This window comes from Paenibacillus arenosi (assembly GCF_014841135.1).
Taxonomy (GTDB): Bacteria; Bacillota; Bacilli; order Paenibacillales; family Paenibacillaceae; genus Paenibacillus_B; species Paenibacillus_B arenosi.
In genome coordinates, this window is the sequence record NZ_JACYTN010000001.1 from 58,194 (window position 1) to 81,996 (window position 23,803).

22 protein-coding genes and 1 other RNA gene are annotated in these 23,803 nt (G+C 43.3%); 18 read left to right on the plus strand and 5 right to left on the minus strand.

What is annotated here, in order from left to right:
• Positions 1 to 7: 7 nt before the first annotated feature.
• From rpoD to rnpB, 4 genes are all read left to right on the plus strand, one after another.
• The gene (rpoD, locus tag IFO66_RS00240) at positions 8 to 1,132 is read left to right on the plus strand and encodes an RNA polymerase sigma factor RpoD (protein WP_028595855.1); all 1,125 of its coding nucleotides are present in this window, start codon (positions 8 to 10) and stop codon (positions 1,130 to 1,132) included.
• 299 nt (positions 1,133 to 1,431) lie between these two features.
• Positions 1,432 to 2,214 (plus strand): tRNA (adenine(22)-N(1))-methyltransferase TrmK, encoded by a 783-nt coding sequence (locus tag IFO66_RS00245; RefSeq protein WP_192023173.1) that lies wholly within the window; start codon positions 1,432 to 1,434, stop codon positions 2,212 to 2,214.
• Positions 2,190 to 3,305: a Nif3-like dinuclear metal center hexameric protein gene (locus IFO66_RS00250; protein ID WP_192023174.1), complete on the plus strand. Its 1,116-nt coding sequence runs from the start codon at positions 2,190 to 2,192 to the stop codon at positions 3,303 to 3,305. Before IFO66_RS00245 ends, IFO66_RS00250 begins: the two co-directional genes overlap by 25 nt.
• A 54-nt stretch (positions 3,306 to 3,359) precedes the next feature.
• Positions 3,360 to 3,762, plus strand: an RNA gene (rnpB, locus tag IFO66_RS00255) — RNase P RNA component class A.
• A 175-nt stretch (positions 3,763 to 3,937) separates the two neighbouring features.
• Here the strand turns inward: rnpB and IFO66_RS00260 are convergent.
• The 3 genes from IFO66_RS00260 to IFO66_RS00270 all read right to left on the minus strand — a co-directional run bounded on the left by IFO66_RS00260 (position 3,938) and on the right by IFO66_RS00270 (position 7,253).
• The gene (locus tag IFO66_RS00260) at positions 3,938 to 4,300 is read right to left on the minus strand and encodes a DUF5412 family protein (protein ID WP_192023175.1); all 363 of its coding nucleotides are present in this window, start codon (positions 4,298 to 4,300) and stop codon (positions 3,938 to 3,940) included.
• 17 nt (positions 4,301 to 4,317) lie between these two features.
• The gene (locus IFO66_RS00265; protein ID WP_192023176.1) at positions 4,318 to 4,866 is read right to left on the minus strand and encodes a polymorphic toxin type 44 domain-containing protein; all 549 of its coding nucleotides are present in this window, start codon (positions 4,864 to 4,866) and stop codon (positions 4,318 to 4,320) included.
• Between the two features lie 431 nt (positions 4,867 to 5,297).
• Complete coding sequence (locus IFO66_RS00270) at positions 5,298 to 7,253, minus strand: S8 family peptidase (protein WP_192023177.1); 1,956 nt, start codon at positions 7,251 to 7,253, stop codon at positions 5,298 to 5,300.
• 216 nt (positions 7,254 to 7,469) lie between these two features.
• Between IFO66_RS00270 and IFO66_RS00275 the strand changes: the two genes are divergently transcribed.
• The 11 genes from IFO66_RS00275 (at position 7,470) to IFO66_RS00325 (ending at position 16,736) form a co-directional block, all read left to right on the plus strand.
• Complete coding sequence (locus IFO66_RS00275; RefSeq protein ID WP_192023178.1) at positions 7,470 to 7,967, plus strand: DUF3907 family protein; 498 nt, start codon at positions 7,470 to 7,472, stop codon at positions 7,965 to 7,967.
• Positions 7,968 to 8,100: 133 nt separating this feature from the next.
• Positions 8,101 to 8,319 (plus strand): DUF1540 domain-containing protein, encoded by a 219-nt coding sequence (locus tag IFO66_RS00280; protein WP_192023179.1) that lies wholly within the window; start codon positions 8,101 to 8,103, stop codon positions 8,317 to 8,319.
• A 20-nt stretch (positions 8,320 to 8,339) separates the two neighbouring features.
• Positions 8,340 to 8,684 carry a hypothetical protein gene (locus tag IFO66_RS00285; RefSeq protein WP_192023180.1) on the plus strand — a complete coding sequence of 115 codons (345 nt, stop codon included), beginning with the start codon at positions 8,340 to 8,342 and terminating at the stop codon, positions 8,682 to 8,684.
• Positions 8,685 to 8,905: 221 nt separating this feature from the next.
• Positions 8,906 to 10,090: a cysteine desulfurase family protein gene (locus IFO66_RS00290; protein WP_192023181.1), complete on the plus strand. Its 1,185-nt coding sequence runs from the start codon at positions 8,906 to 8,908 to the stop codon at positions 10,088 to 10,090.
• 10 nt (positions 10,091 to 10,100) lie between these two features.
• Positions 10,101 to 11,405 (plus strand): tRNA uracil 4-sulfurtransferase ThiI, encoded by a 1,305-nt coding sequence (gene thiI, locus IFO66_RS00295; RefSeq protein ID WP_192023182.1) that lies wholly within the window; start codon positions 10,101 to 10,103, stop codon positions 11,403 to 11,405.
• Positions 11,406 to 11,474: 69 nt separating this feature from the next.
• Positions 11,475 to 12,137 (plus strand): TerC family protein, encoded by a 663-nt coding sequence (locus tag IFO66_RS00300; protein WP_192023183.1) that lies wholly within the window; start codon positions 11,475 to 11,477, stop codon positions 12,135 to 12,137.
• Between the two features lie 243 nt (positions 12,138 to 12,380).
• On the plus strand, positions 12,381 to 12,869 hold the full coding sequence (locus tag IFO66_RS00305; RefSeq protein ID WP_028595845.1) for a hypothetical protein: 489 nt from the start codon (positions 12,381 to 12,383) through the stop codon (positions 12,867 to 12,869).
• Positions 12,870 to 13,046: 177 nt separating this feature from the next.
• Positions 13,047 to 14,879 carry a translational GTPase TypA gene (typA, locus tag IFO66_RS00310; RefSeq protein WP_192023184.1) on the plus strand — a complete coding sequence of 611 codons (1,833 nt, stop codon included), beginning with the start codon at positions 13,047 to 13,049 and terminating at the stop codon, positions 14,877 to 14,879.
• Positions 14,880 to 14,964: 85 nt separating this feature from the next.
• The gene (locus IFO66_RS00315) at positions 14,965 to 15,249 is read left to right on the plus strand and encodes a YlaH-like family protein (protein ID WP_192023185.1); all 285 of its coding nucleotides are present in this window, start codon (positions 14,965 to 14,967) and stop codon (positions 15,247 to 15,249) included.
• Positions 15,250 to 15,278: 29 nt separating this feature from the next.
• Positions 15,279 to 15,551 carry a hypothetical protein gene (locus IFO66_RS00320; protein ID WP_028595842.1) on the plus strand — a complete coding sequence of 91 codons (273 nt, stop codon included), beginning with the start codon at positions 15,279 to 15,281 and terminating at the stop codon, positions 15,549 to 15,551.
• A 12-nt stretch (positions 15,552 to 15,563) separates the two neighbouring features.
• Positions 15,564 to 16,736 carry an LCP family protein gene (locus IFO66_RS00325; protein WP_192023186.1) on the plus strand — a complete coding sequence of 391 codons (1,173 nt, stop codon included), beginning with the start codon at positions 15,564 to 15,566 and terminating at the stop codon, positions 16,734 to 16,736.
• Positions 16,737 to 16,957: 221 nt separating this feature from the next.
• Here the strand turns inward: IFO66_RS00325 and IFO66_RS00330 are convergent, their stop codons facing one another.
• Positions 16,958 to 17,482, minus strand: a complete 525-nt coding sequence (locus IFO66_RS00330; RefSeq protein WP_192023187.1) for a YhcN/YlaJ family sporulation lipoprotein — start codon at positions 17,480 to 17,482, stop codon at positions 16,958 to 16,960.
• A gap of 155 nt (positions 17,483 to 17,637) precedes the next feature.
• Between IFO66_RS00330 and IFO66_RS00335 the strand changes: the two genes are divergently transcribed.
• The 3 genes from IFO66_RS00335 to IFO66_RS00345 all read left to right on the plus strand — a co-directional run bounded on the left by IFO66_RS00335 (position 17,638) and on the right by IFO66_RS00345 (position 22,429).
• Positions 17,638 to 18,972, plus strand: a complete 1,335-nt coding sequence (locus IFO66_RS00335; protein WP_192023188.1) for a PhoH family protein — start codon at positions 17,638 to 17,640, stop codon at positions 18,970 to 18,972.
• Between the two features lie 810 nt (positions 18,973 to 19,782).
• Positions 19,783 to 20,904 carry an IS200/IS605 family element RNA-guided endonuclease TnpB gene (gene tnpB, locus IFO66_RS00340; RefSeq protein ID WP_192023189.1) on the plus strand — a complete coding sequence of 374 codons (1,122 nt, stop codon included), beginning with the start codon at positions 19,783 to 19,785 and terminating at the stop codon, positions 20,902 to 20,904.
• A 112-nt stretch (positions 20,905 to 21,016) separates the two neighbouring features.
• A complete protein-coding gene (locus tag IFO66_RS00345; protein WP_192023190.1) occupies positions 21,017 to 22,429 on the plus strand; it encodes an ABC transporter substrate-binding protein in 1,413 nt (470 codons plus the stop codon).
• A 197-nt stretch (positions 22,430 to 22,626) separates the two neighbouring features.
• Here the strand turns inward: IFO66_RS00345 and IFO66_RS00350 are convergent, their stop codons facing one another.
• A complete protein-coding gene (locus IFO66_RS00350; protein WP_192023191.1) occupies positions 22,627 to 23,742 on the minus strand; it encodes a hypothetical protein in 1,116 nt (371 codons plus the stop codon).
• Between the last annotated feature and the right edge of the window lie 61 nt (positions 23,743 to 23,803).

Below are 23,803 nucleotides of genomic sequence, written 5' to 3' on the forward strand. Positions count from 1 at the left end.
TCGGAACATGGCGAAAGATCAACATACTGGACTTGAAGCCGAAGCTGCTTTGGACCAAGTGAAGGATCAGTTGATTGAACTCGGCAAAAAGCGGGGGGCGCTCACATACAAAGAAATTACCGAGAAGTTGGCCAATTTTGATCAAGATTCTGATCAAATGGACGAGTTCTATGAGCAGTTGAGTGACCTTGGAATTGAAATTAATGAGAACGACGATGAAATGGGCGGTCGACCAAGAGGAGAGCGCGATGAGGAGCAAGACGACTTCCATTATGAAGATGACTTGTCTCTACCTCCAGGAATAAAGATTAACGACCCTGTTCGTATGTATCTCAAAGAAATAGGCCGTGTTCCTCTTCTCTCTGCTGAGGATGAGATTGACTTGGCGAAGCGCATTGATCTAGGTGACGAGGAAGCTAAGAAGCGCCTTGCAGAGGCGAATTTGCGTCTCGTTGTCAGCATTGCGAAACGCTATGTCGGCCGTGGTATGCTATTCTTGGATCTTATTCAAGAAGGCAACATGGGTCTTATCAAAGCAGTTGAGAAATTCGATCACGATAAAGGCTTCAAATTCAGTACGTATGCGACATGGTGGATCCGTCAAGCGATAACAAGAGCAATCGCAGACCAAGCGCGTACAATCCGAATTCCGGTTCACATGGTAGAGACGATCAATAAGCTGATCCGTGTCTCCCGTCAGCTCTTGCAAGAGCTAGGGCGTGAACCGACACCAGAAGAAATTGCTGCTGAGATGGAACTCAGTGTGGAAAAAGTACGCGAGATCATGAAGATTGCACAGGAACCTGTATCGTTGGAGACTCCAATCGGGGAAGAAGACGATTCGCACTTGGGCGACTTCATTGAGGACCAAGAAGCGTTGGCACCAGCAGATGCAGCAGCATATGAATTGTTGAAGGAACAGTTAGAAGATGTTCTCGATACGTTAACAGAACGTGAAGAGAATGTACTTCGATTACGTTTCGGGCTCGATGATGGACGTACACGTACACTTGAGGAAGTCGGTAAAGTATTCGGCGTTACTCGTGAACGTATTCGTCAGATCGAAGCTAAAGCATTACGCAAGCTTCGTCATCCAAGCCGCAGCAAACGCTTGAAAGATTTCTTAGAATAGACACAGGATGTATAGACCTTCTGTTGCGCTCTGCAGCGCTCAGTAAGGTCTTTTCTTCCATATTGGCTATGTTAAAGCACAGAAAGATTGAAGGTTCGCATCAAGATAGCATTGATCGCGTTTAGATATCATATTCTGGTACTTCACAGTACTTACATTAACATAGAAACTAACTTTATTTTTCAAATCTTCCTTCATTTATGCTGTTGGGGATTATTTTACCTTTTTTAATTCTCAAATGCAAATGTGCGGTAAGATGATTTCGACATGAATAAAAGTACAGTGGGTGAAATAAACACGTGATCATCAAGTTATCCAAAAGACTCCAGCAAATTGCTGACTGGGTTCCCAAAAATAGTCGTCTTGCTGATATAGGCTCTGATCATGCCTTGCTGCCAACTTATTTGGCTAAAGAAAAGCACATCGTTAAAGCCATTGCTGGTGAAGTGAATCCAGGCCCTTTTGATGCCGCAGTACGGCAAGTGAAAGGCGCGCGTCTAGAGTCTATTATTGAAGTGCGCCGAGGTGACGGATTGGCCGTTGTTCAGGCAGACGAAGTCGATTGTATTACGATAGCAGGAATGGGTGGCGGATTGATCGTCTCCATTTTGCAAGCAGGTGTAGATAAGTTATCAGGTGTTCAGCGTCTCGTGCTGCAACCGAATGTTGGTGAAGACCTAGTTAGACAGTGGCTTCGTGAAGAGAAGTGGCTGCTAAAAGCAGAACACATACTTGAGGAAGACGGCAAGATTTACGAAGTGCTGCTGGCGGAGAGACCGATTGAGGGTTGGCAAGCGGATGAATTCGTACAAGCAGACAAGTCAATGTATGCATCCAGGCAATTGGCTTGTGGCTTCGTTCTTGATGAGCAATGGCTGCTTAAGCTAGGGCCTTATTTGTCTCAAGAAGTTAGCGATGTATTTATTGAGAAGTGGCAGCACGAAGTAAATAAGCAAGAGCGAATTCTGAATACGATGGCAAAATCTGATGCCGAAGAGACAGCTGAACGTAGAGAACAGTTTGTCGCCTACAAATCAGAATTGGAGGAGTTGATCGCGTGTTGGCAAAAGGGCAGACAATAGCACAGTGGATCGAGCAGCTTGCTCCCAAATCTTTCGCTGTACCTGATGATCGCATTGGATTGCAATTGGGAACGCTGCGTAAGGAAGTAGAAAATGTGCTTATCTCGCTTGATGTGACGGAAGCGGTAGTCGATGAAGCGATACGTTTGAATGCAGGGCTTATTATTGCGCATCATGCGATTATTTTCCGACCTCTTAAAGATTTGCAAACGGACACACCTGCTGGTCGCTTGTATGAAAAGCTAATCAAACATGATATCGCAGTTTACATTAGCCATACGAACTATGATATTGTCGATGGCGGCATGAACGATCTGATGGCACAAGCTCTTGATCTGGAGCAGCTTAAAGTGCTGGAAAAGGTGCATGAGGATCGTTTGGAAAAGCTCGTCGTATTCGTTCCCAAAACGCATTTGGAATCGGTTAGACAAGCCATTCTAGACGTTGGTGCAGGTTGGATCGGCGAATACAGCCATTGCAGCTTCTATAGCGAAGGAACGGGTTCATTTAAGCCATTGGAAGGTACGAATCCTTATATCGGGTCTACAGGTAAAATGGAAGAGGTAGAGGAAGTGCGTTTGGAAACCGTAGTGCCTCGTTCTATAAAGAGCCGCGTTCTTCGTACGATGCTTAAGGCTCATCCGTATGAAGAGGTAGCATACGATATGTACCCACTACAATTAGAAGGAAAGCCACATGGCCTTGGACGAGTAGGGAAATTGAAAGAGGCGATGAGCCTATCTGATTTGGCGGAGCAGGTTAAATCGCGCTATCAAGTTCCATTTGTACGTGTCGTAGGACCGATGGATCGTGAAATTCGCAAAGTAGCTGTACTTGGCGGCTCAGGGTCTAGATATGTGAAGCATGCACTTTTCCATGGTGCAGATGTGCTCGTTACGGGGGATGTAGATTTCCATACGGCACAGGATGCGTTAGCTGCTGGTCTATGTATAATCGACCCTGGTCATCATGCGGAAAAGATGTTTATTCCAGATGTAACGGCTCGTTTACAGCAGCTTGCAGAGCAGAATGGTTCGAAGACAAAGTTCCATGCTTCGGGCGTTCATACCGAACCTTTTCATTTTATGTAAAAGTTGAGTGTTGAGTTTCTTGCGAGAAGCTAGTATACTTACGAATGTTGTCGGAAAGTTTGACAGACAATCGCTGGTGGTGTTTAACCACGAGAGGAAAGTCCGGGCTCCACAAGGCAGGATGCTGGATAACGTCCAGTCAGCGCGAGTTGAAGGATAGTGCCACAGAAATGGACCGCCGATGGCCGCTTATGCGGCACAGGTAAGGGTGGAACCGTGGTGTAAGAGACCACGAGGAACGCTGGTGACTTCGTTCCTGGTAAACCCCATCTGGAGCAAGACCTAATGGGACGCAAGCCCTGCAAAGGGCTAACCTTAGCCTGAGGTGCGTCTGGGTTGGTCGCTGGAGCTGCTTAGTAATAGGCAGCCTAGATAGATGATTGTCACTTCGTAGTGGAAGGGTTGTTCCCGTAATACCACGATCAGTACAGAACCCGGCTTATGGCAAGCTTTCCATCGCACAACACATTTATTAGGAAGCTATATTTATATGAAACACATAAAAAACAGGGGCTGTCCAGAAAATCAGTTAAAACTGACTGCTGGACGCCCCGTTTTTGTTATATGTTAAAATGAGGTTTTTATGAGTAATCAAAGACTGCTGTTGATCAAAACTGAATAACACATTCTAATTATTGATGCTTTCTATAATCATATTTATCTGTTTTAACATTCAACTTCATACCATTAATTTTAACGTTTAAGTTATCAAGCCAATCAATCGTCGCCGTTTCTATTTTATATTTCCAGTAAATTGTCTTTCTTTTTCCATTTTTACGATCCTCAACTTCGCCTCTAATTGCAAAACCACCCGTTGCGCCACCTGCATTTACTAGATAAGCATGAAACGTGCGAGAACGATCTGGAGATTCAACAGACTGGATTAAATCACCTTCTGGTAATAACAACAAAGTGAATGACTTCAAATAAACGTAAAGAGCGAGGGTGATAATGAAACCAAGCCCAATAATCCATTTCCAGTTTACTTTTTTCACAAGTATCACTCTATTTCCTAGTAGCCACTGTCGTAGAGAGCAAAGCCATCTTTAATCGCTTTTGTATCCTCTGCTCCATCAAAAAAGCCACTTATATTATTCCAATCTTGGGTACCTGCTACAAACGCAGCAAAGCCTCCACCTGCTAGTAGTTCAGTTTCAGTAAATCTAGCTGCTTTACCAACATACCCATAATGTAAATTACCTAGATATTCTCCTGTTACTACTTGTCCTCTAAAAGTATATTTAGTTTGGGTGCCATATAATAGTTTATAATACCATGGTCCGCCAATTTTCACCTTATTGTACCACCATCCATACATATAGGTTAATGAACCTATTCCCATTGCTATACTTTTTCTGTATTCTGATCTAGCCAGTCTTGCATTTTCTTTTAATATATTTGTAAAACTAGCAGTTATGTCTGGTGCAGTATTAGAGCAAAATGGTGTAATCAAATCAGGATGCGAATTGCATCCAATACTTGCATTTACAGGAGATGAAATAAAGAAGGTAGTTGATAATAATGAGCCTGCTAGTACTATAGATAATAAACTTTTTTTCATAATAGAACCTCTTTGAAATATTGTAATTCATTATAAATAAAATCCTCCTTTTTTGGATACGAAAAACAATTTAGTAATCACCGTAAAAATATTGCGGTTCACCACAATATAATTGAAGCAAGCTATAAATTACCTTTTCTTTTTGAAAGTCGGAAGAAGATGATAGGGGTAAGGCAAGTTGCACCAAGCCTGAGGGAAACCATCAGTTGCACTTAAATACGATCTGGGAAGGGGTAAAAGTAAAGAACAAAAAAGCTGGACGGAAAACCTTACGTTTTCTCGCCCAACCTTTCTATTCTTTGGAACCTATTGGACAGCTCCCTGCGTATATTAGCGATGTTAAGCAGTCATTCCGTTGGAAATAATCAGTAATAAGATGATCTGTGTATGCTGCAAGTTCTCATGCAGGAGTTCCACTCCTGCAGTAACCACTAACGATCAAACTCAGCAGCAACTCGCTTCAATTCACGTTGTACATTTTGAGGATACAACGACAAGGAGTGCGTACTTTGCGTTGCAAGGTGAAGTGCGCGTTCTACATCAATTTGCCCGTGGCCGTAGTAATTATCCTTTCCTTTTGTACCTAAGTCGTTCACCGTTTGGCGCATAATGTCATAGACCTCGGTATTTTTCAAGCTAGGATTAACGGAGCGTATCAAGGCAGCCAATGCAGCTACATGGGGGCTAGCCATCGATGTTCCTGACAAAGCAGCATATTGATTATTCGTGTATGTGCTAGCAATAGATGTACCAGGTGCTACGACATCTACATAGTTGCCATAGTTGGAATACGATGCTTTCCCAGTGTTGGAATCCGTTGCGGACACAGCGAACACTTCAGGATAAGCTGCAGGATAGCCTGGCTGACTCGTATTATCATTACCTGTTGCTGCGATAAGGACAACATCTCTTTCATGAGCGTAGCGCACAGCATCATGCAGCAATGCTCCATCTACATAATTGCCAAGACTAAGGTTGATTACTTTTGCCCCATTATCGGTTGCCCAAATAATTCCTTCGGCTACTGAGTACGATGTGCCAGAGCCTGAGCTATCCAGTACTTTCACCGGCAGTATTTTATTGTACCATGTCATACCTGCTATACCTTCCTCATTATTCACAGAGGCTCCAATAATACCTGCCACATGACTGCCATGTCCTACATCATCTTGCGGCTGTGCATTGCGATTAATCGCATTGTAGCCAGGAAGTAGCTTGTCTTTCAAATCACTATGCTTCAGGTCCACGCCAGTATCAACGACAGCAACGATAACATCTTCGCGCCCTTTTGTTAGGGACCAGCCATTGTTTGTCTTAATTAATGGCAAATTCCACTGATAAGGACGATATAGCACGTCATTTGGTTCGTCATTTGTCGTGTTATTTGCTCTGGGAGCTTGATTAAGTCGGTTGTCTCTTCCAAAACGATCACGTAATGGTGCTGCATGTAGGCTTGTCGGTGTCCCATCACTTCGTTTCAGATCATTCGTCAAATATAAGTAATGTGGCTCCACATAGATCGGGTTATAAGAAGCAAAGTATTGCTGCAGGCGCTCTGTTTCCATCCATTTGGATTGGAAGACATAGGCGTTGCCTACTTTTTTCACGGCTGTAGCACGTATATCATCGCGTATGCGCTTCAGTTGCTGCTCTGTTGGTTGTTGTCGGAAGCGCACGACGATTTCATCTGTATAATAGTGGCTTGTGCCCTGGTTGTCTTCTCCATCTGCGACTGTCACATCTTTTTTCGTATTCGTATCTACAGATTTGACCCGATATTTATGCTCAGGAGGATAAGGGACTACGCGCAGATTACGCTGCTGATGATTATGCACCTGATAAACAACCTGTTGGCTAACAACGGTAACGATGCCGCCGTTTGTTGCAGGACTTGGGTAGCCTTCCACAACATATTGTTTGCCATTGAGCCTGATTTCAGGCGAGCGATACGGTTGTTTGTTCGTAACAGATGTTTCTGCTCTGCGTACGTAGCTTGCAATCTGTTCTTTCGTTGATTTGCCATCATGTTGGCTTGTTTCAGGTATAGAGCCGCTGCGAACATGAGCTCCAGCCGATTGATTAACCCAACTTGTATAAACGAAGTGTGGGTATTTTTCTCGGAAGCGATCCATTTTCATTTTTATATGATTTTGGTCTTTGGACGGCCATTGGTTAAGTGCTCGGTTCATGGCTTGTTTCGTATCTGTTGACAACAATCGCTCTGTAACTTTCATATCTTGATGTACGGTGTTGAGCTTATAATGCTTCTCTTGAGAAGCAGATTGATATCGGGCTGGCTGCTGATTGCCAGACATGTTCCATAGTAAAGGAACGACGACAATGGTTGCTCCTAATAGAGACAAGCCGATCGCTGTGCCACGACGCATGGTAATCCCTCCATAAACTAATTCAAGTCGTCCGCTGATGTTGATGCATCTGTCATAGCTTGAGAGTTGTTGGGTCTTTTTATTCTTCTTGCCTAAATAGGTGGAAAGGTGTACCTTTTCCGCTTGGAATGTGGTAGGATGTGGGTAGTCTGGTTTCATTATAAATAGTACCTAACATCGTCTAAGCGATAGGGCCAAGTTAAGGGGGAGCATTCCATGCCAGCTAATGTTAAGCAGCTGTGTGAAGCGTCTAGAGAGAAGCTGAAGTCCGTTATCGATCAAGTGGAGCCATTTTTAAATACGTACAGTTTGCAGGAGCTGGTAGGCAGCGAGCAAGATGAGGAAATCGTTAGTTTTTACAAAGGATTTTTGTCTGATCTACGCCATTTGCTCGTGTTCTCAGAAGTAAGCTATGAGAAGCTAGGTGTTACCCTTCGTCGAGCGAACTTTGATGTGAACTTTGCAGAACGCTCCTTGTATGAGGTATATCACCATGTCGTGAATGCATTCTTTTATCCTAAAAATGAATGCTACTCGGAAGATGGTCGTTATGCATATACTGGGCAAGAGGCGATTCGATTCCGTAAGAAGCCGATTCGTGTAGCGAGTGATATTATTTTGAATATTACGAAAATGTTCGAAGAACTGCGTGATGAGCTGGCTTATTATGAGAATGATTATTTGACACAGCGTAAAATGCAAAGCAATAAATAATATAGATATAACCAAGGACGTCCGAACTTTCTGTCTCGGCACGTTCTTTTTTTATGCGCGATAACAACTACCAACTTGTTAGGTGAGTATGCCCCTTTCGTGACGGACAACCTGTTAGTGGAGGTGTAGTTACATGTCAATTCAACCGATGGTTCGATGTACGGTAGCTAACTGTACGTTCTGGGGTGATGGGAATATGTGTAGGGCTGATTCCATTCAGATTGATATTGATGCGCATAGTCATAAGAGCTCCAAAGAGGAGTATGCAGACGAATTAGGTGTATTGCATCAAGACCATGCCTCAGAGTCTTCAGTGACTTGCTGTCTGACGTTCCAGCCTAAACCTTCCTAATTGAAAAGGGGAGCCTGACTATGTCTCATAAAAAGCATGATCGTCGTTTGAAAAGGAATCGCAACCGGAACCAAATGCAAGATCAGCGAGAGTACCATATCGAGAGCGCTTATGAGCTTATGGGAAATGAAGCACACCAATATAGTACTGCTGACGAGAAGCGGGAAGTTGATGTGCCAAGTGGACTGGGATACACTGCGATCGGCTTTGCGATCGCTTCGATCTTCATGTTTCCATACATTTTAGGCTTAACCAGCATCGCACTCGGTTTTATGTCCATTTATCAAGGAAGTCGTTCAGCAGGGGTAACTGCTATGGTTATTGGTGCAGCGGCAATTTTGATTCATTTTTTATTTTTTCCTTGACTTCTACAATACAGAGCAACAAAGCCTAAAGGAGCTAGCAGAAGCGTACTGCTGCTCCTTTTGTCATATGTGTAGGGGATAAAAAGATGGTGAAATAACGTGAATACGTGTACAATAAATACTGTTCTAGGAACGTTCTAGTACTAGGCTGGGATCAACAACGGTATTCGAAATAGGCCGTTTTGATCTTTTTTGTTGTGAAAAGGAGGAGTCAGGAGGATATGAAAGCAAACGACATCATTTATGCGGATTATAGCGCATCAACCCCTCCTCATCCTGAAGTCATTCGTACGATGACAGAAGTGATGGAGCGTATTTATGCGAATCCATCTTCTATACATGAGTTAGGCGGACAAGCTGATCAATTAGTGCTTCGTGCACGCAGTGTCGTTGCGCAGGCTCTACTCGTTCAGCCACAAGAAGTGATATTTACATCAGGGGCAACGGAAAGCAACAATATGGCTGTTTTCGGTGTCATTCGTGAGGCTATGCGTCTAACAACAGCTGGCAATCCTATTCATGCGATTGTATCTGCGATTGAGCATCCATCCGTGTTTGCTTGTTATGAGCAGCTGAAGCGTGAAGGTGTAGAAGTGAGTATCGCACCTGTTGATAAGGATGGAAGGGTTGATCTGAAGCAGCTAGAACAGCTGATCAAGCCTCATACCGTGCTGCTCAGTGTGATGCATGTGAATAACGAAACAGGAGCCGTGCAGCCTCTGCGTGAAATAGGCCAATTGGTTGCTCGCTATCCTAAGCTTGTCTTTCATGTGGATGGAGTACAGGGGCTAGGAAAGCTACCTGTAGAACTGGCAGATTGGAATGCCCATCTATACAGCTTATCCGGGCATAAAATTCACGGTCCTAAAGGGATGGGGATACTTGTTAAGCGTGGCAGCTTGAAACTGACACCGCTTATACATGGAGGTACACAAGAGTTCGGCTTGCGCGCAGGCACAACTAATGTTCCAGGGATATTGGCTATGTCCAAGGCGGTACGTATGGCGGTAGAAGCACAAGCCGAAGCTGAAGAGAGTCTGCTTGTACTGAATGAACGTATGTTGAAGTATATTGGAGAACTACCTGAGTTGGTGCTGAATAGCCCTGCTTATCCACTCGGGGCTCCACATATTATAAATGCATCCTTCCCTGGAATGAAGGCAGAAGTAGCTGTTCATGCGATGGAGGAACATGGGATTGTACTGTCCACGCAGTCAGCTTGTTCTTCTAAGCTCCATAAGCCAAGCCGAGTGCTGCTGGCACAGACACAAAGTGAACGTATCGCAGCGAGCGGCCTGCGGATAAGTATGGATGCATCTATGACGATAGAACAAATTGATCGGATTGGCAGTGCGTTAAAGGCAACAGTTGAGCGGTTGAAGCCGCTTGTACAGCGGGAAAGGTAGGTTATAAGCAATGATTTATGATATGTTACTGCTGCGTTTCGGGGAAATTACGATTAAGGGGCGCAATCGAAGTAAGTTTGAAAAGGCTGCATATCGGCATGTTAAAGAAGTACTGAAGCCATTTGAGAAAGCTAAGCTTATTAGAGAATATGGCAGACTATACGTTGAACTGAATGGAGAAGAAGTTGAGCCGCTCATCGCGGTATTGCGTCATGTATTTGGTATTGTATCCATTAGTCCGGTAAAAGTAGCACCGTCTGTCCTTGAGCCGATTATAGACACGGCATTAGCGATGGTGCGTGAATATGATCCGCAGCCTGGGACGAAATTCAAAGTGGTCGGTCGCAGAGCTTGGAAGGGATTCCCTCATACTTCACAAGAATTGAACCATTTGGTGGGAGCACCGTTATTGCGTGAATTCGAGCAGTTATCGGTAGATGTGCGTAATCCACAATTTAAGGTAACCGTTGAAGTGCGAGAAGAGAATACGTATATTTATTCTAATGTAGTTCCAGCAGTAGGCGGATTCCCATATGGCACGAACGGTAAAGCAATGCTCCTGCTATCTGGCGGTATCGACAGCCCTGTAGCGGGATATATGGCATTGCGCCGAGGATTGGAAATTGAAGCAGTGCACTTCCATAGCTACCCGTTCACAAGCGAACGTGCTCAACAAAAGGTGCTTGATTTGGCACAAGTGTTGGCTAACTATGCGGGCAGAGTAAAGGTTCATATGGTGCCGTTTACAGACATTCAAACACGCTTGCACCAAGCGAATGCTGAAAACGTACTTATTACGTTGATGCGTCGTGCGTTCTTGCGCATTACGACGAAGCTGGCTGATAAGCATAAGGCGCTTGCAATCGTGTCGGGCGATAGCCTAGGTCAAGTGGCGAGCCAAACGTTGGGTAGCATGAACGTGATCGGACGAGCAACGGATTTGCCCTTGCTTCGCCCGCTTGTCACGATGGATAAAGAAGAAATTGTGCGAATTGCACAACGGATCGACACATTCGAGCTTTCTATTTTGCCATATGAAGATTGCTGTACACTATTTGTTCCAAAGTCTCCAGCTACGAATCCAAACTTGAAAGTGTTAGAGCGAGTTGAGGCGTCGATACCAGAACTGGATGAATTGATTGATAAAGCTGTTGAAGAGACAGATACGGTAGTGCTGCGTGCTAATCGAGGTGGAGCGGCACCACAGACAACTTCTGCGAACGAGGCAGAAAGTAAGCTTGAAGCTTCATCTGTACCTGCTGAGTTGAATGTTACGAAGAACAAAAATGATCAATCGATTGGAGATTGGTTCTAATAATGCTCATATAGTGTCATACCTCCTGCTTGTACAACATACAACTGTACAACAAGGGAGGGGACCACATTGGATTCATTATGGATTCTAATCGAGATCTTATTAATTAATATGGTACTTAGTGGAGATAATGCAGTTGTAATCGCGATGTCGACGCAGCATCTCCCTGAGGCACAGCGCAAAGTAGCAATTTGGTGGGGGGCTGCTGGAGCAGTTATACTCCGAATTTTACTGACAGTGGTCGCACTTTGGTTGATGGACATTCCTTTGCTGCAAGCGGTAGGAGGAATTTTATTATTCGTCATTGCCATTCAATTGCTCGGGGATGGAAATAGTCATGCTCTTTCTGAACGGAATACGACCAGTTTAAGAAGTGCGGTTGGCACCATTTTAACCGCAGATGTAATTATGAGTCTGGATAATGTGCTTGCCATTGCGGCTATATCAGAAGGACATTTTCCATATCTAGTCATCGGGATCGCGTTAAGCATTCCCATTGTTGTATGGGGGAGTTCGCTTGTTAGTCGTTGGTTGGAGAAATTTCCACTCCTCGTTTATGCAGGTGCAGGTATATTAGGGTATACAGCTGGTAAAATGATGGCCTCTGATGAAAGACTGCTGCTGTGGTTGCCGGCTTGGGATGGGATCAAAGGAACGCTTCCGTGGGCACTGACGTTATTAGTCCTGTTACTTGGGATTTGGTTCCGCTCTAATTCAAAGCCGTCGATGTAAGTATAAGATCATTTACTTGATGAAGAATTCAACCTTGGGATGCTGCATCTTGAATATATAAAAAATGCTCCTTCCTCCTGACCATCTAAGCGGTTTAGATGACGGAGGAAGTTTTTTTATGTGGTGAGGTAGTATTTTTGGTACGTTTCATATAAACTAGTAAGGATAAATGGGCGCGAATATCGTCGTACCGTGTCCGCCATCCTAAAGATGGTTGATTAATGGTCGTCAGAGGTGAATGGTATGTCCAGAAAAGAACCCGTTATCGGTATTTTTATACTAGCTGCGGGATTGTTCATCCTGCTGGGCAAATGGGGATTTTTTAATTTTGTAGGCGGGACGTTGTGGCCACTGTTTCTGTTTTTGGCTGGAGCGGGGCTTGTTTTGCTCGTTAGGAATAGACTGCTTCCCCCAATAGCATTTGTACCTGGTGGAACATTGCTCGTATACGGGCTGTTGTTCATGGTATGCCATTGGATTTCATGGGAGCTGTTCCGTTCTTTATGGCCGTTTATTTTAATCGGATTAGCTGTAGGATTATACGGCTATTGCAGACTTGAATCCTATCCATCGCCAAGAGTATGGCAGGCGGCTGTTGTTCTAGGCGGAGCAGGGGTATTTCTGCTCGTTCTGACGCTAATTGTCAGTATTAGCGTATACTTGATCGCATTCGGACTCATCGTTGTAGGAGCACTGCTCATCTTCGGTGGGGCATCACGGATGCGACGCTAAAGGTAGCAGAGGCGGCAGTACTACGTTCTGAACGATTATTTCACATGAACGGCGCCGTTAACCGGCGCCTTCTTCACGCAATTATTGCGATAACGGACTGATGTGGACCGTACGGAGCCAACCGATAAGACGACCCATTTTATAAATGTGCTACTATAGAAAGGAAAGATCGAACGTATGCAAGAACGTAATAAGATCAAAAATATCGCAATTATCGCCCACGTTGACCACGGTAAAACAACGTTGGTTGACAAGCTGCTACAACAATCCGGAACTTTCCGTAACAATGAAGTGGTGCATGAGCGCGCCATGGACTCGAATGACTTGGAACGAGAGCGCGGTATTACGATTCTAGCGAAAAATACGGCGATTACGTATAAAGATCATTTGATCAACATTGTAGATACGCCTGGTCACGCTGACTTCGGTGGTGAAGTAGAGCGTATTATGAAAATGGTTGACGGCGTACTTCTAGTCGTTGATGCTTTTGAAGGCTGCATGCCGCAAACGAAATTCGTATTGCGCAAAGCATTGGCTCACAACTTGACGCCAATCGTTGTTGTGAACAAAATTGACCGTCCAAATGCTCGTCCAAGTGAAGTTATTGACGAAGTATTGGATCTCTTTATTGAATTGGAAGCAAATGATGAACAGCTTGAGTTCCCTGTCGTATATGCATCTGCATTGAACGGTACAGCGAGCTTGAATCCTGAGAAGCAAGATGACCACATGGAGGCGTTGTTCGAGACAGTCATCGAACATATTCCATCCCCGCAAGAAAATCCAGAAGAGCCATTGCAGTTCCTTGTAACGTTGCTGGACTACAATGAATACTTGGGCCGTATCGCAATCGGTCGTGTGAACCGTGGTACGATTCGTGCAGGCCAGCCTGTTGCGGTTATTAACCGTGAAGGACAAGTGAAGCAAGCACGTATTGAGAAATTGTTCGGCTTCCAAGGTTTGAAGCGTATCGAGCGTGAAGAAGCAGCAGCAGGTGATATCGTAGCAATCGCTGGTATTCGTGAAATCAACATCGGTGAAACGATTGCAGATATGGCGAACCCTGAAGCACTTCCAGTATTGCACATTGATGAGCCTACTTTGCAAATGACATTCCTTGTTAATAACAGTCCATTCGCTGGCCGTGAAGGTAAATGGGTAACATCCCGTAAGCTTCGTGAGCGTTTGTTGAAAGAACTGGAAACAGACGTGTCCCTTCGTGTAGAAGAAACTGAAAGCCCAGACGCATTTATTGTAGCTGGTCGTGGTGAGCTTCACCTTGGTATTCTTATTGAGAATATGCGTCGTGAAGGCTACGAGCTTCAAGTATCTAAGCCAGAAGTAATCATTAAGGAAGTTGATGGCCAGAAGATGGAGCCAATGGAACGCCTTCTTATCGACATCCCTGAAGATTCTATGGGTGCAGTAATGGAGAGCCTTGGATCACGCAAAGCTGAAATGGTAAACATGATCAACCATGGTACTGGACAAGTACGCTTGGAATTTATCATTCCTGCTCGTGGTCTTATTGGATACCGTACTTCATTCCTGACACTAACTCGCGGTTACGGTATTATGAATCATGCGTTCGATCATTATGGTCCTTTTGCAGGCAGCCAAGTAGGCGGTCGTCACCAAGGCGTATTGGTATCGATGGAGAACGGTGTATCAACTATGTATGGTATGTTGTCTGTAGAAGATCGCGGTATTCTGTTCCTTAACCCAGGTACAGACGTATACGAAGGTATGATTGTCGGTGAACATACTCGCGATAATGATATCGTTGTTAACATCTGTAAGGAGAAAGCACTATCTAACGTACGTTCTTCTGGTAAAGATGATACAGTGCGTTTGAAGACACCTCGTGCTTACTCTTTGGAGCAGGCACTTGAATACTTGAACGATGATGAGTATTGCGAAATTACACCTGAATCAATTCGCTTGCGCAAGAAGATTCTTAACAAGAATGAGCGTGAACGTGCGGAAAAGCAACGTAAAGTTCAGTCATAGACCTTAAACGGGGAATTCGTATTTTTCGTTGAAGAGCAGTTTGTGTAAGGACAAATCTTATCTTCGCTGAAAGGATGGAGTCGTTATGCAGCAATGGTTTGCCGACCACATGTTAATCAGCTACTTGCTTATATTTGCATTTGTAGTTTTCATATTTAACCAAGTGTTTCGGGTCCAGAAGCTACCCCTTCTAAAGGAGATTATTATTCATATTGTGATGGCGTTAGGTTGTCTTATTCTGCTTGTATTGCAGATTGACAAGCTACCTATCATACAGTGTTTGTTTGTAGCTGTAGTGCTTATGTTTATGGTTCGTATTCGCTATTTTGTAGAGGAACGCCAGAAGAAGAAGCATCAGAATATGTCGTAATCGTATCCTCATCGACTGGAGGGGTTAACTTGAAGCTGCATGACGCTCTGTTCAATTGGCTGCAAATGGTCATTGTCGTTCGGCATCGTCCGGACGACGGTGCAGCCAAGCAGACGCTTGATTTCTTCGCTCAAATTCTGCATGAAGATCACATGTTGACCAGCGTAGCCGATCAAGTCAATGAAAATACGTATACCGTCACTTATGAGCGTGAAGGACAAATCAATCAAGCTGAGTTCGACAGAAACTTGTGTGAACAGCTGTGGCATGATATTGAATCCAACCCGAAATACAATGAATAAGTGAGGTCAGTTATGAAAGTGAACACACCTTTACCGCCAAGACAGTCACAACATTCTAAATCACGATCAAAGTCAAGTTCCAAGCCAAGTTCCAAGTCTAATCCAAGAGCTCGCTCGAAATCTACAAAAAAGAAAATGCCCACATGGTTGAAAGCCATGCTGACGGGTATTATTTTGCTTGTTATTACGGGTGTCGGGATAGCAACATATTTAGTTCTGTATGCTAACAACAAGCTGCCGACCATATCAACTGTGGAGAAAGGCGGAGCTGGTAACCAAGTGGTTGTACCTACACTGGCGCCTCAAAGCGAGCCATTTTCCTTTGTTTTAATGGGCGTTGACTACCGCAAAGAACTGCCGGGTATGCGTACGGACGTTGTCATGGTAGGAGCTATGCATCCTGAGACGAAGGAAGCTGTGCTCGTATCTTTACCTCGTGATACGCACTTCTCGATTCCAGGATACGGACCTGACAAGCTTAATCATTTCTATCCGAACTTCCATAGCCTGCATAAAAAAGGCCAGTTGGACAGTCCTACACCGATGGAAGAGATGAAGGTCATGTTAGGGAAGTATATGGATCTAGATATCGATCATGCGATGGAAATTAACTTCCAGGGCTTTGTGCAAGTCGTTGATGCACTCGGTGGCGTAAGCATGAATGTGGATCAAAACATGTGCTATCGAGATCGAGCGGATGGGACAAATATTAACCTTAAAGCAGGGCAGCAGGACTTAAGCGGTCAAGAGGCACTTGATTTGGTTCGCTATCGGAAGTCTAACTGTAGTCCAAGAACACCAGAGACGACCGATGAAGATCGTAACCTCCGTCAAAATGCGGTGTTGCAGGAGCTTGTAGGTAATATGCAATCTCTAGGCGGATTCTCAAAAGTTACAGATATTATCGACGCTTTGGCTGATAATTTTAAGATTGATATGACAAGTACCCAGATACGCGATTCCTTTACTACATATATTGATATTAATCGCAACAATATTCACTACGTTTCGGTTGGTGGAGATTGGAAGAGTCCTTATATTTATATTAATGAAGAGAAGCTCGCATTGGCTAAACAACTGCTTAAAGATGTGATGGATGGCAAATCAATTACACCTGAACAAGCAGCCGGTGAAAATGTTGCGGATAGTAGTGAGTCAGCGCCGAATTCGGCTCCAACTCGCTAAAATGCAAATAGGTCGATTTCAATGAAATAATGCTCGGTCAAAAGCATAAGCAAGTTCTGCCTTCCATGCTAATACAATGTATAGAAATGGTGTATTGACTAGGAGGTTTGAGTAGTATGTCCGATTATACAATGATTGAGATCGATAATATGCACTTATATACAAAAAGCCTAGCGGTTAACCGTTAGGCTTTTTGTGCTTATTGGAAGCATGTCCGCATATTACTTGTTAGGAGCTGGTGAATGCTGCTCTACCGTTTGTTTCATTTGTTTTACGCTTTTCGGCATCTGTGGGACAATGCGACCCACAATGTCTGCTAATTCATTGCTGAACCCTTGAATGGGGTATCCATTCCGTATATCATTTCCGATTTCCCGCAAACGCTGATTCATATCCACGTCAGCAGTTACAACGCTTTGTGCACCGTATTTATCCTTGCTCAATGCTTCCGCTACGGAGTATTTGATTGAGCCAACACGTGATCGATCCAAATTAGCGTCTACATCTATTCCTACGATAGCTGTGTTTCCGAATACTACACAGTTTACGTTTTGAACGCCTGGTACTCGCTTGGCGATGTTGGTTAAGTGGCTGCGTAGTGCCTCTCTATCCATAGGTGCTTCTGGCTGAGTAGGAGAAGCGGCATGATACTGGGTTTGCTCTTGAGGGGAAGGAACTGCTTGCTGTTTGGATCCGCAGCCTCCCAATATGCTGATGAGAAGGATAGCTATAATAAGTTTCCGCATCCTGATCTTCCTTTCGTCTGTATCATCGATGTTGCATGAAATGGTAACAGGTAATCGCTCTTAATAGTGTGGGCGGCAGTGCAATGAATTATGTATATAGACATCTTGCCCTCATACTGGATAAAGCGCTGAACAAACCAATCGGAGGGGATTTTATGACCAAAATATTTGTATTGGATACGAATGTTCTATTGCATGACCCGAATGCTTTGTTTGCATTCGAGCAGCATGAGGTTGTTATCCCAGCTACTGTCCTTGAAGAAATTGATTCTAAAAAACGCCTCGCCGACGAAATTGGACGAAATGCCAGAACGGTTTCACGACTTCTTGATGGCTTGAGGGAGTCAGGAAGCCTGCATAAAGGAGTCCCACTGCCGAATGGAGGGTCACTAATCGTGGAGCTCAATCATCGGAGCTTCGTGAAAGTCCAGGAACTGTTTGGTGAAATGACAAATGATAATCGCATTTTGGCAGTGGCTTTGAATTACAGCCTGGAACAGCAGCAGCTAGAACAGCCGAAAAGCGTTGTACTCGTTAGCAAAGATGTGCTTGTACGTGTAAAAGGTGATGTGCTCGGTTTGCAAACGGAAGACTATTTGTCAGACCGTAGTGTGTCTTCGAGCGACGAGTTGTACGCGGGGCATCGAGTTCTACATGTTCATCCATCTGTTATCGACCAATTTTATAGCTATCGTTTCTTACCCGTGAAAAATTTGAATGTGGTTTTAAAGCTTCATCCACATGAGTTTGTTATTTTGAAAGACGAGATGGGTACGAGCAAGTCCGCAATATTGAAGGTGAATGTGGATTGTACGCGATTAGAACCCTTATTTCTCAGCAATGATCCAGTGTGGGGCATTACGGTACGGAATGCGCAGCAGCGTATGGCAATAGAACTGCTGCTTAATGATGATATACCGTTAGTCACATTAGCAGGCAAAGCAGGTACAGGGAAGACGCTCCTCGTTCTCGCTGCAGGTTTGTTGAAAGTAGAGGATGAGCGCAAATACAAAAAGCTGCTTATTGGACGCCCTGTTGTGCCTATGGGCAAAGATATCGGCTTTTTACCAGGAGAAAAAGAGGAGAAGCTGCGTCCTTGGATGCAGCCAATATACGATAATTTAGAGTATTTATTTGATACGAAAAAGGCTGGCGACATCGATAAAATTTTAGTTGGCTTAAGTAATATTCAAGTTGAAGCGTTGACCTATATCCGGGGTAGATCGATTCCAGGGCAATTTATCATCATTGATGAAGCACAAAATTTATCCAAACATGAAGTGAAGACGATCGTCTCTCGTGTAGGCGAGGGAAGTAAAATTGTGCTGGTGGGGGACCCGGCACAAATTGATCATCCTTATTTAGACTCTGCAAGCAACGGGTTAACTTATTTAATCGAACGATTTAAATCAGAAGGTTTAAGTGGTCATGTCACTTTGGAAAAGGGAGAGCGTTCGCAGTTAGCCCAAATTGCAGCTGACTTATTGTAATATAATCATTTACTCGTTTTCAATCTAATCCTATGTGGCGTTCATTGACCGGAGTGGTGTTCAAAAGCAGGTTGTCCACTTTAGAGACGAAATGTTTTTAAAGAAAAACATGGATCATAAAAATGTATGGGGTGTCCTTGGTCTCTTGACTTGGGACATCATTTTTTTAGAGTCTTTAATGATGAAATGAGCAAAATATTTATATCTATTACAAGTAATAGAAGTAATCTTGTTTATTCATCGGCGATAACGACACCAAATCTTCTATATATCTTCTGATTGTAAGGTCACAGCATTCAATCATGATGTACCTGTTAACCCTGGTTATGTGCTATATGAAGAACATGTCAGTGGAGATGATTTAGATGTAAATTTACGATGAGTGGGTCCTAAAAGTTTTAAGGCAATCGCATATGCTTCACCATAGTGAAACAATAGTTCACGCTCATTTTTCATCTTTTATTTTATAAAAGGGTTACTACGTATAGGCATCCCAAGGGATGTCTATTTCAGGTTAAATCTTACATTCAAAAATGTGGAAAAATGGTACAATGGACATGCATCTTATTGGTTGTCGCAGACCCATAGTAAACAAAGTATGATACACAATAACGTTTTATCATTTTAGTCAAGAATACTCCTTCCTTAAAGAACACCAGTGAGTAGGTGGAGATGGATTGGCTTCGGACAAGGGGAGTATTAAGCCGTCTCAATGGTACGACAATGTAAATTGAGGGTGTAAAAATTACTTTGTCAGGAGAACTTGTGTTTGTTATGTGATGAATATATATCGAAAAGGAGGTGAAATCCATGATAATTAAAAAAGCATACAAGTTTCGTCTATATCCAAACAAAAGACAAGCAACTCTAATCAATAAAACGATTGGTTGTTCTCGTTTTGTATTCAACCACTTTCTGTCTCTATGGAATAGTACATATAAAGAAACAGGAAAGGGTTTGACATATGGGTCATGCTCTGCCCAACTTCCTGCCCTGAAGAAAGAACTAGTCTGGTTAAAAGAAGTAGACAGTATTGCAGTTCAGTCTTCTGTTCGCAACCTTGCAGATGCTTACAAACGCTTTTTCAATAAGCAAAACGATGCCCCACGCTTCAAATTGAAGAAGAACCATGTACAATCCTACACCACTAAACAAACAAACGAAAATATTGCTGTTGTAGGCAATCATATTAAATTACCGAAACTAGGCCTTGTTCGCTTTGCCAAAAGTCGTGAAGTAAATGGGCGTATTTTAAATGCTACAGTTAGATGTAGTTCTAGTGGGAAATACTTTGTTTCTCTCTTAGTCGAAACAGAAGTACAAGAGCTTCCAAAAACCAATTCCTCTATTGGAATAGATGTAGGACTAAAACAATTTGCCACTCTGTCAGATGGGACAACATATGAAAACCCAAGGTTTTTCCGAGTATTGGAAGAAAAGTTAGCGAAAGCACAGCGTATTCTTTCAAGAAGAACGAAAGGGTCTTCTAACTGGAATAAGCAACGAGTGAAGGTGGCTAGAATCCACGACTACATCGCTAATGCTAGAAAAGATTACTTGGATAACATTTCAACGGAGATCATCAAAAACCACGATGTCATCGGAATTGAAGATTTGCAAGTATCCAATATGCTGAAAAACGATAAGTTAGCCAAAGCTATTAGTGAGGTATCATGGTCGCAATTTCGAGCGATGTTAGAATACAAAGCAAAGTGGTATGGCAAACAAGTGATTGCCGTATCTAAAACATTTGCTTCAAGCCAACTATGTTCTTGTTGTGGCTATCAAAATAAAGACGTTAAAAACCTCAACCTTCGTGAATGGAAGTGCCCTTCCTGTGCTGCCCATCACAATAGAGATATTAACGCAAGTATAAATTTAAAAAATGAAGCCATAAGGCTTCTAACCGCAGGGACTGCGGAGATAGCCTAATGAACTAGAGTTCGATAGAGCTTTTTACTTAGGAATCCCTCACTTCTGAAAAAGTGAAAGTGAGGGTAGTTCAACGGTAATTCGTCATATTAAACCCTGAAGGGAGAACAGAATGCCGAAGTCGAAAAGGACAATTATTTTAGGTATTATGATACTCATTTTGTTAGTATTGCTCACCCAATTCGGAAGTGGATTGAAGCAGTTTATGAACCAACCGCGACCTGACGAGGACGAAGGAGAATACAATGAGCCTGTATTTGCAATAGACAAAGCAGGGCTTGCTCTCAAAATAGATGTCAGCTTGCCGCAAGACGTATTTAAGGAGTTAATGAGGGTAAGCGGACAGTTCGAGCGACAGTATGGTATTGCTGTTGAACTGCGGAATAAGACGGAGCATGAAATAAGCGAAGGCTTGAAGCAATCACTAGCCCTTCAACAAAGTGCTGACATAATTATGATTCGAAGCGAACGAGTTAAATCATATGCTCAGACCGGCAAACTACTGCCCCAGCAACCGTCTGTAGAAACATGGGCTTACGCTCCAGAATGGTTGAAAGAGGCAGTAAGCTGGAATGGTTTTGTATGGGGAACGCCTTATTACATGGATCCTTATGTGCTGGTTTGGAACCCAGTAGCTTTAAAAGCACAAACAGGAATAGAAAAACCACCGTTTTCCTTAAAGGAATGGCATGCTGCCATGCGAGGTCCTCAGCAGGTAATGTTTGGACAAATGCAACCTGTTCGTCCCCTATTGAGTTCAACATTAACCATGACGGAACAATCTGAGAAAGATGGGAAAAAACAAATAGCACTGGCATGGTTTGCATGGGAGGAGCAAGATCCATATGCACTTCTAGCACTGATGTGGCGCTTAGGGATGATCCAGATGTCAGATGACAGTAATGTCAATCAAAATGACTCGTCAGACCCGGTAGTGCCAACCTTACCGCATAATCAATTAGCAACGTATCCATGGCAGGAGAATTTGAAGGAGTGGGAACATTCCCGCTTGTTATTTAAGTCTGTTTCATTTAAAAATGAGAAAAGTATTTGGGAAATGATTAATCAAGGTGAGGTGCAATTTGCAATTGTACCTTATTCAGAGGCTGCTCCTCGGCTAGGTGAAATGCTCGCTGTTGAAATGCCGCGTGATATTGTTCCTCCATATGGAACTTGGGTGAAAAGTATGAGTTACATCGTGCCGGCATATACCGAACTGGAAGAAGAAGCAAAACTTTGGATACAATTCGTAACTGATGTAAAACAGCAGCAGCATGTACTGGCTAATTTGTCATTCCTATTGCCTACAAGTCGTACTTCTCAAGATAAAACATGGGAATTGTGGAATCGTAATTTACCAGCTGTGTATATTCAAGCAGATACGCGGCTCAAAGAGGTGTTGCGACATACATTTGAGTTGGAGAAATGGCACAATAATGTGCTGGAGTGGATGAAGGGCACAGTGAGCACTGATATATTGGTTAAGGAATTTAAAGCGTTGTGGAAGCTGACGTCAGCTTCGTGAGCAATATCAACTACAGTTTCTATTACATCATATATCGGGTAGAGATTAGATCATTTAACTATTATGAGTGACTGCATGGACAAGCATCAGATGCTATTATTCATTGTAATAAAGTATACAGCCCCAATGTCTAGTATTGAATGATGGACTTTGGGGCTGTATCTTAATTAATTACGTACTATGGATGTAAAAATGTATTATAGCGAAACCTTTAGAACTACGACCATTTCATTTTTGTCGATAGTAATTTCTGTTGCTTCAATGAATGAGACGAGTTGCTGCGGATAGAAGCTAAGGTCAAACTGCTCCTCTAATTGTGTGCGTGTTGATTCAGGTAGCTCGAGTCCATTAAACTGAAGATGATCGACATGGAATCGAAGCGCATTTTCTGGTTCCTGCTCTAGCGTATAGCTACCTTGAACGACTACACGAAGTCCTTCTCGGTCGCCTATCGCTGTAACGATACCTTTATCAAACACAAATTCAAAATCATCAAACATTGAATCTTGTTGACGCAGAAACTCATTCAGTTCGCTATCTTTGATGCGTAGCGTATATTTAAGCCCATTTGACTTCATGTTTCCATTTTCTTTAACGAATTCGGGCAGCTTCTGCATCGCATCGGCCATCGCTCTGAAGTAGTGCCGAACTTCAAATAGCCCTACACTTTGCCAATATTTTGTAAATTCTTCAACTAACTTCTTCATCGCTTCTGGGTCTGAACTTGAAGTGATTTGGGTATCAAGTTTATTTTGAAGTTCAATAACGCGTTTCCGCTGATCTTCAAGATGGATTCGAACTTGTGATAGCTCCTTCTCTAATAAGGCTTGCTCACTCCGAAGTTGATCAATACGCTGCACGTTGGCTTGATAGCCAGACAAAATACGATGATCAGAATCCATTAAGTAGGAATAGTAGTTCAGAAGTAGAAATAAATCAGAGACCTCATTAGAAGATAATATAGCCTCTAAAATAAGATCACGTTCACCAACATAATAGGAACGGAGCACACGTCCTGCGTCTTTTTGTTTTAGTAGAAGCTGTTCCTGCTGTGTTTGCAAATCTGCTTCTAGAAGTTTCCTTTGATTACTTGCCTCTTGCTCTCTCGCTGTTACGCGTTCAATCTCTGCATCCAACTCTTGAATAGATAAGCTTTGCTGTAAAATATGTTTCATTTCGGATGATTGATTAGCAGCATCCCATGGAATCGGCTCACTCGGTTGTGCATGAGACGAGAAGGGGATTGCTGAAGCAATAAGAACAAAGATTACTATTCGCATACAAGCGCTCGTTGCGCGTTTCCCTAATCGCATTGAGGGCCCCCTTATGTACACCGTGCATCTGTATCGTTTGTAGACCTCGTTAGAAATCATA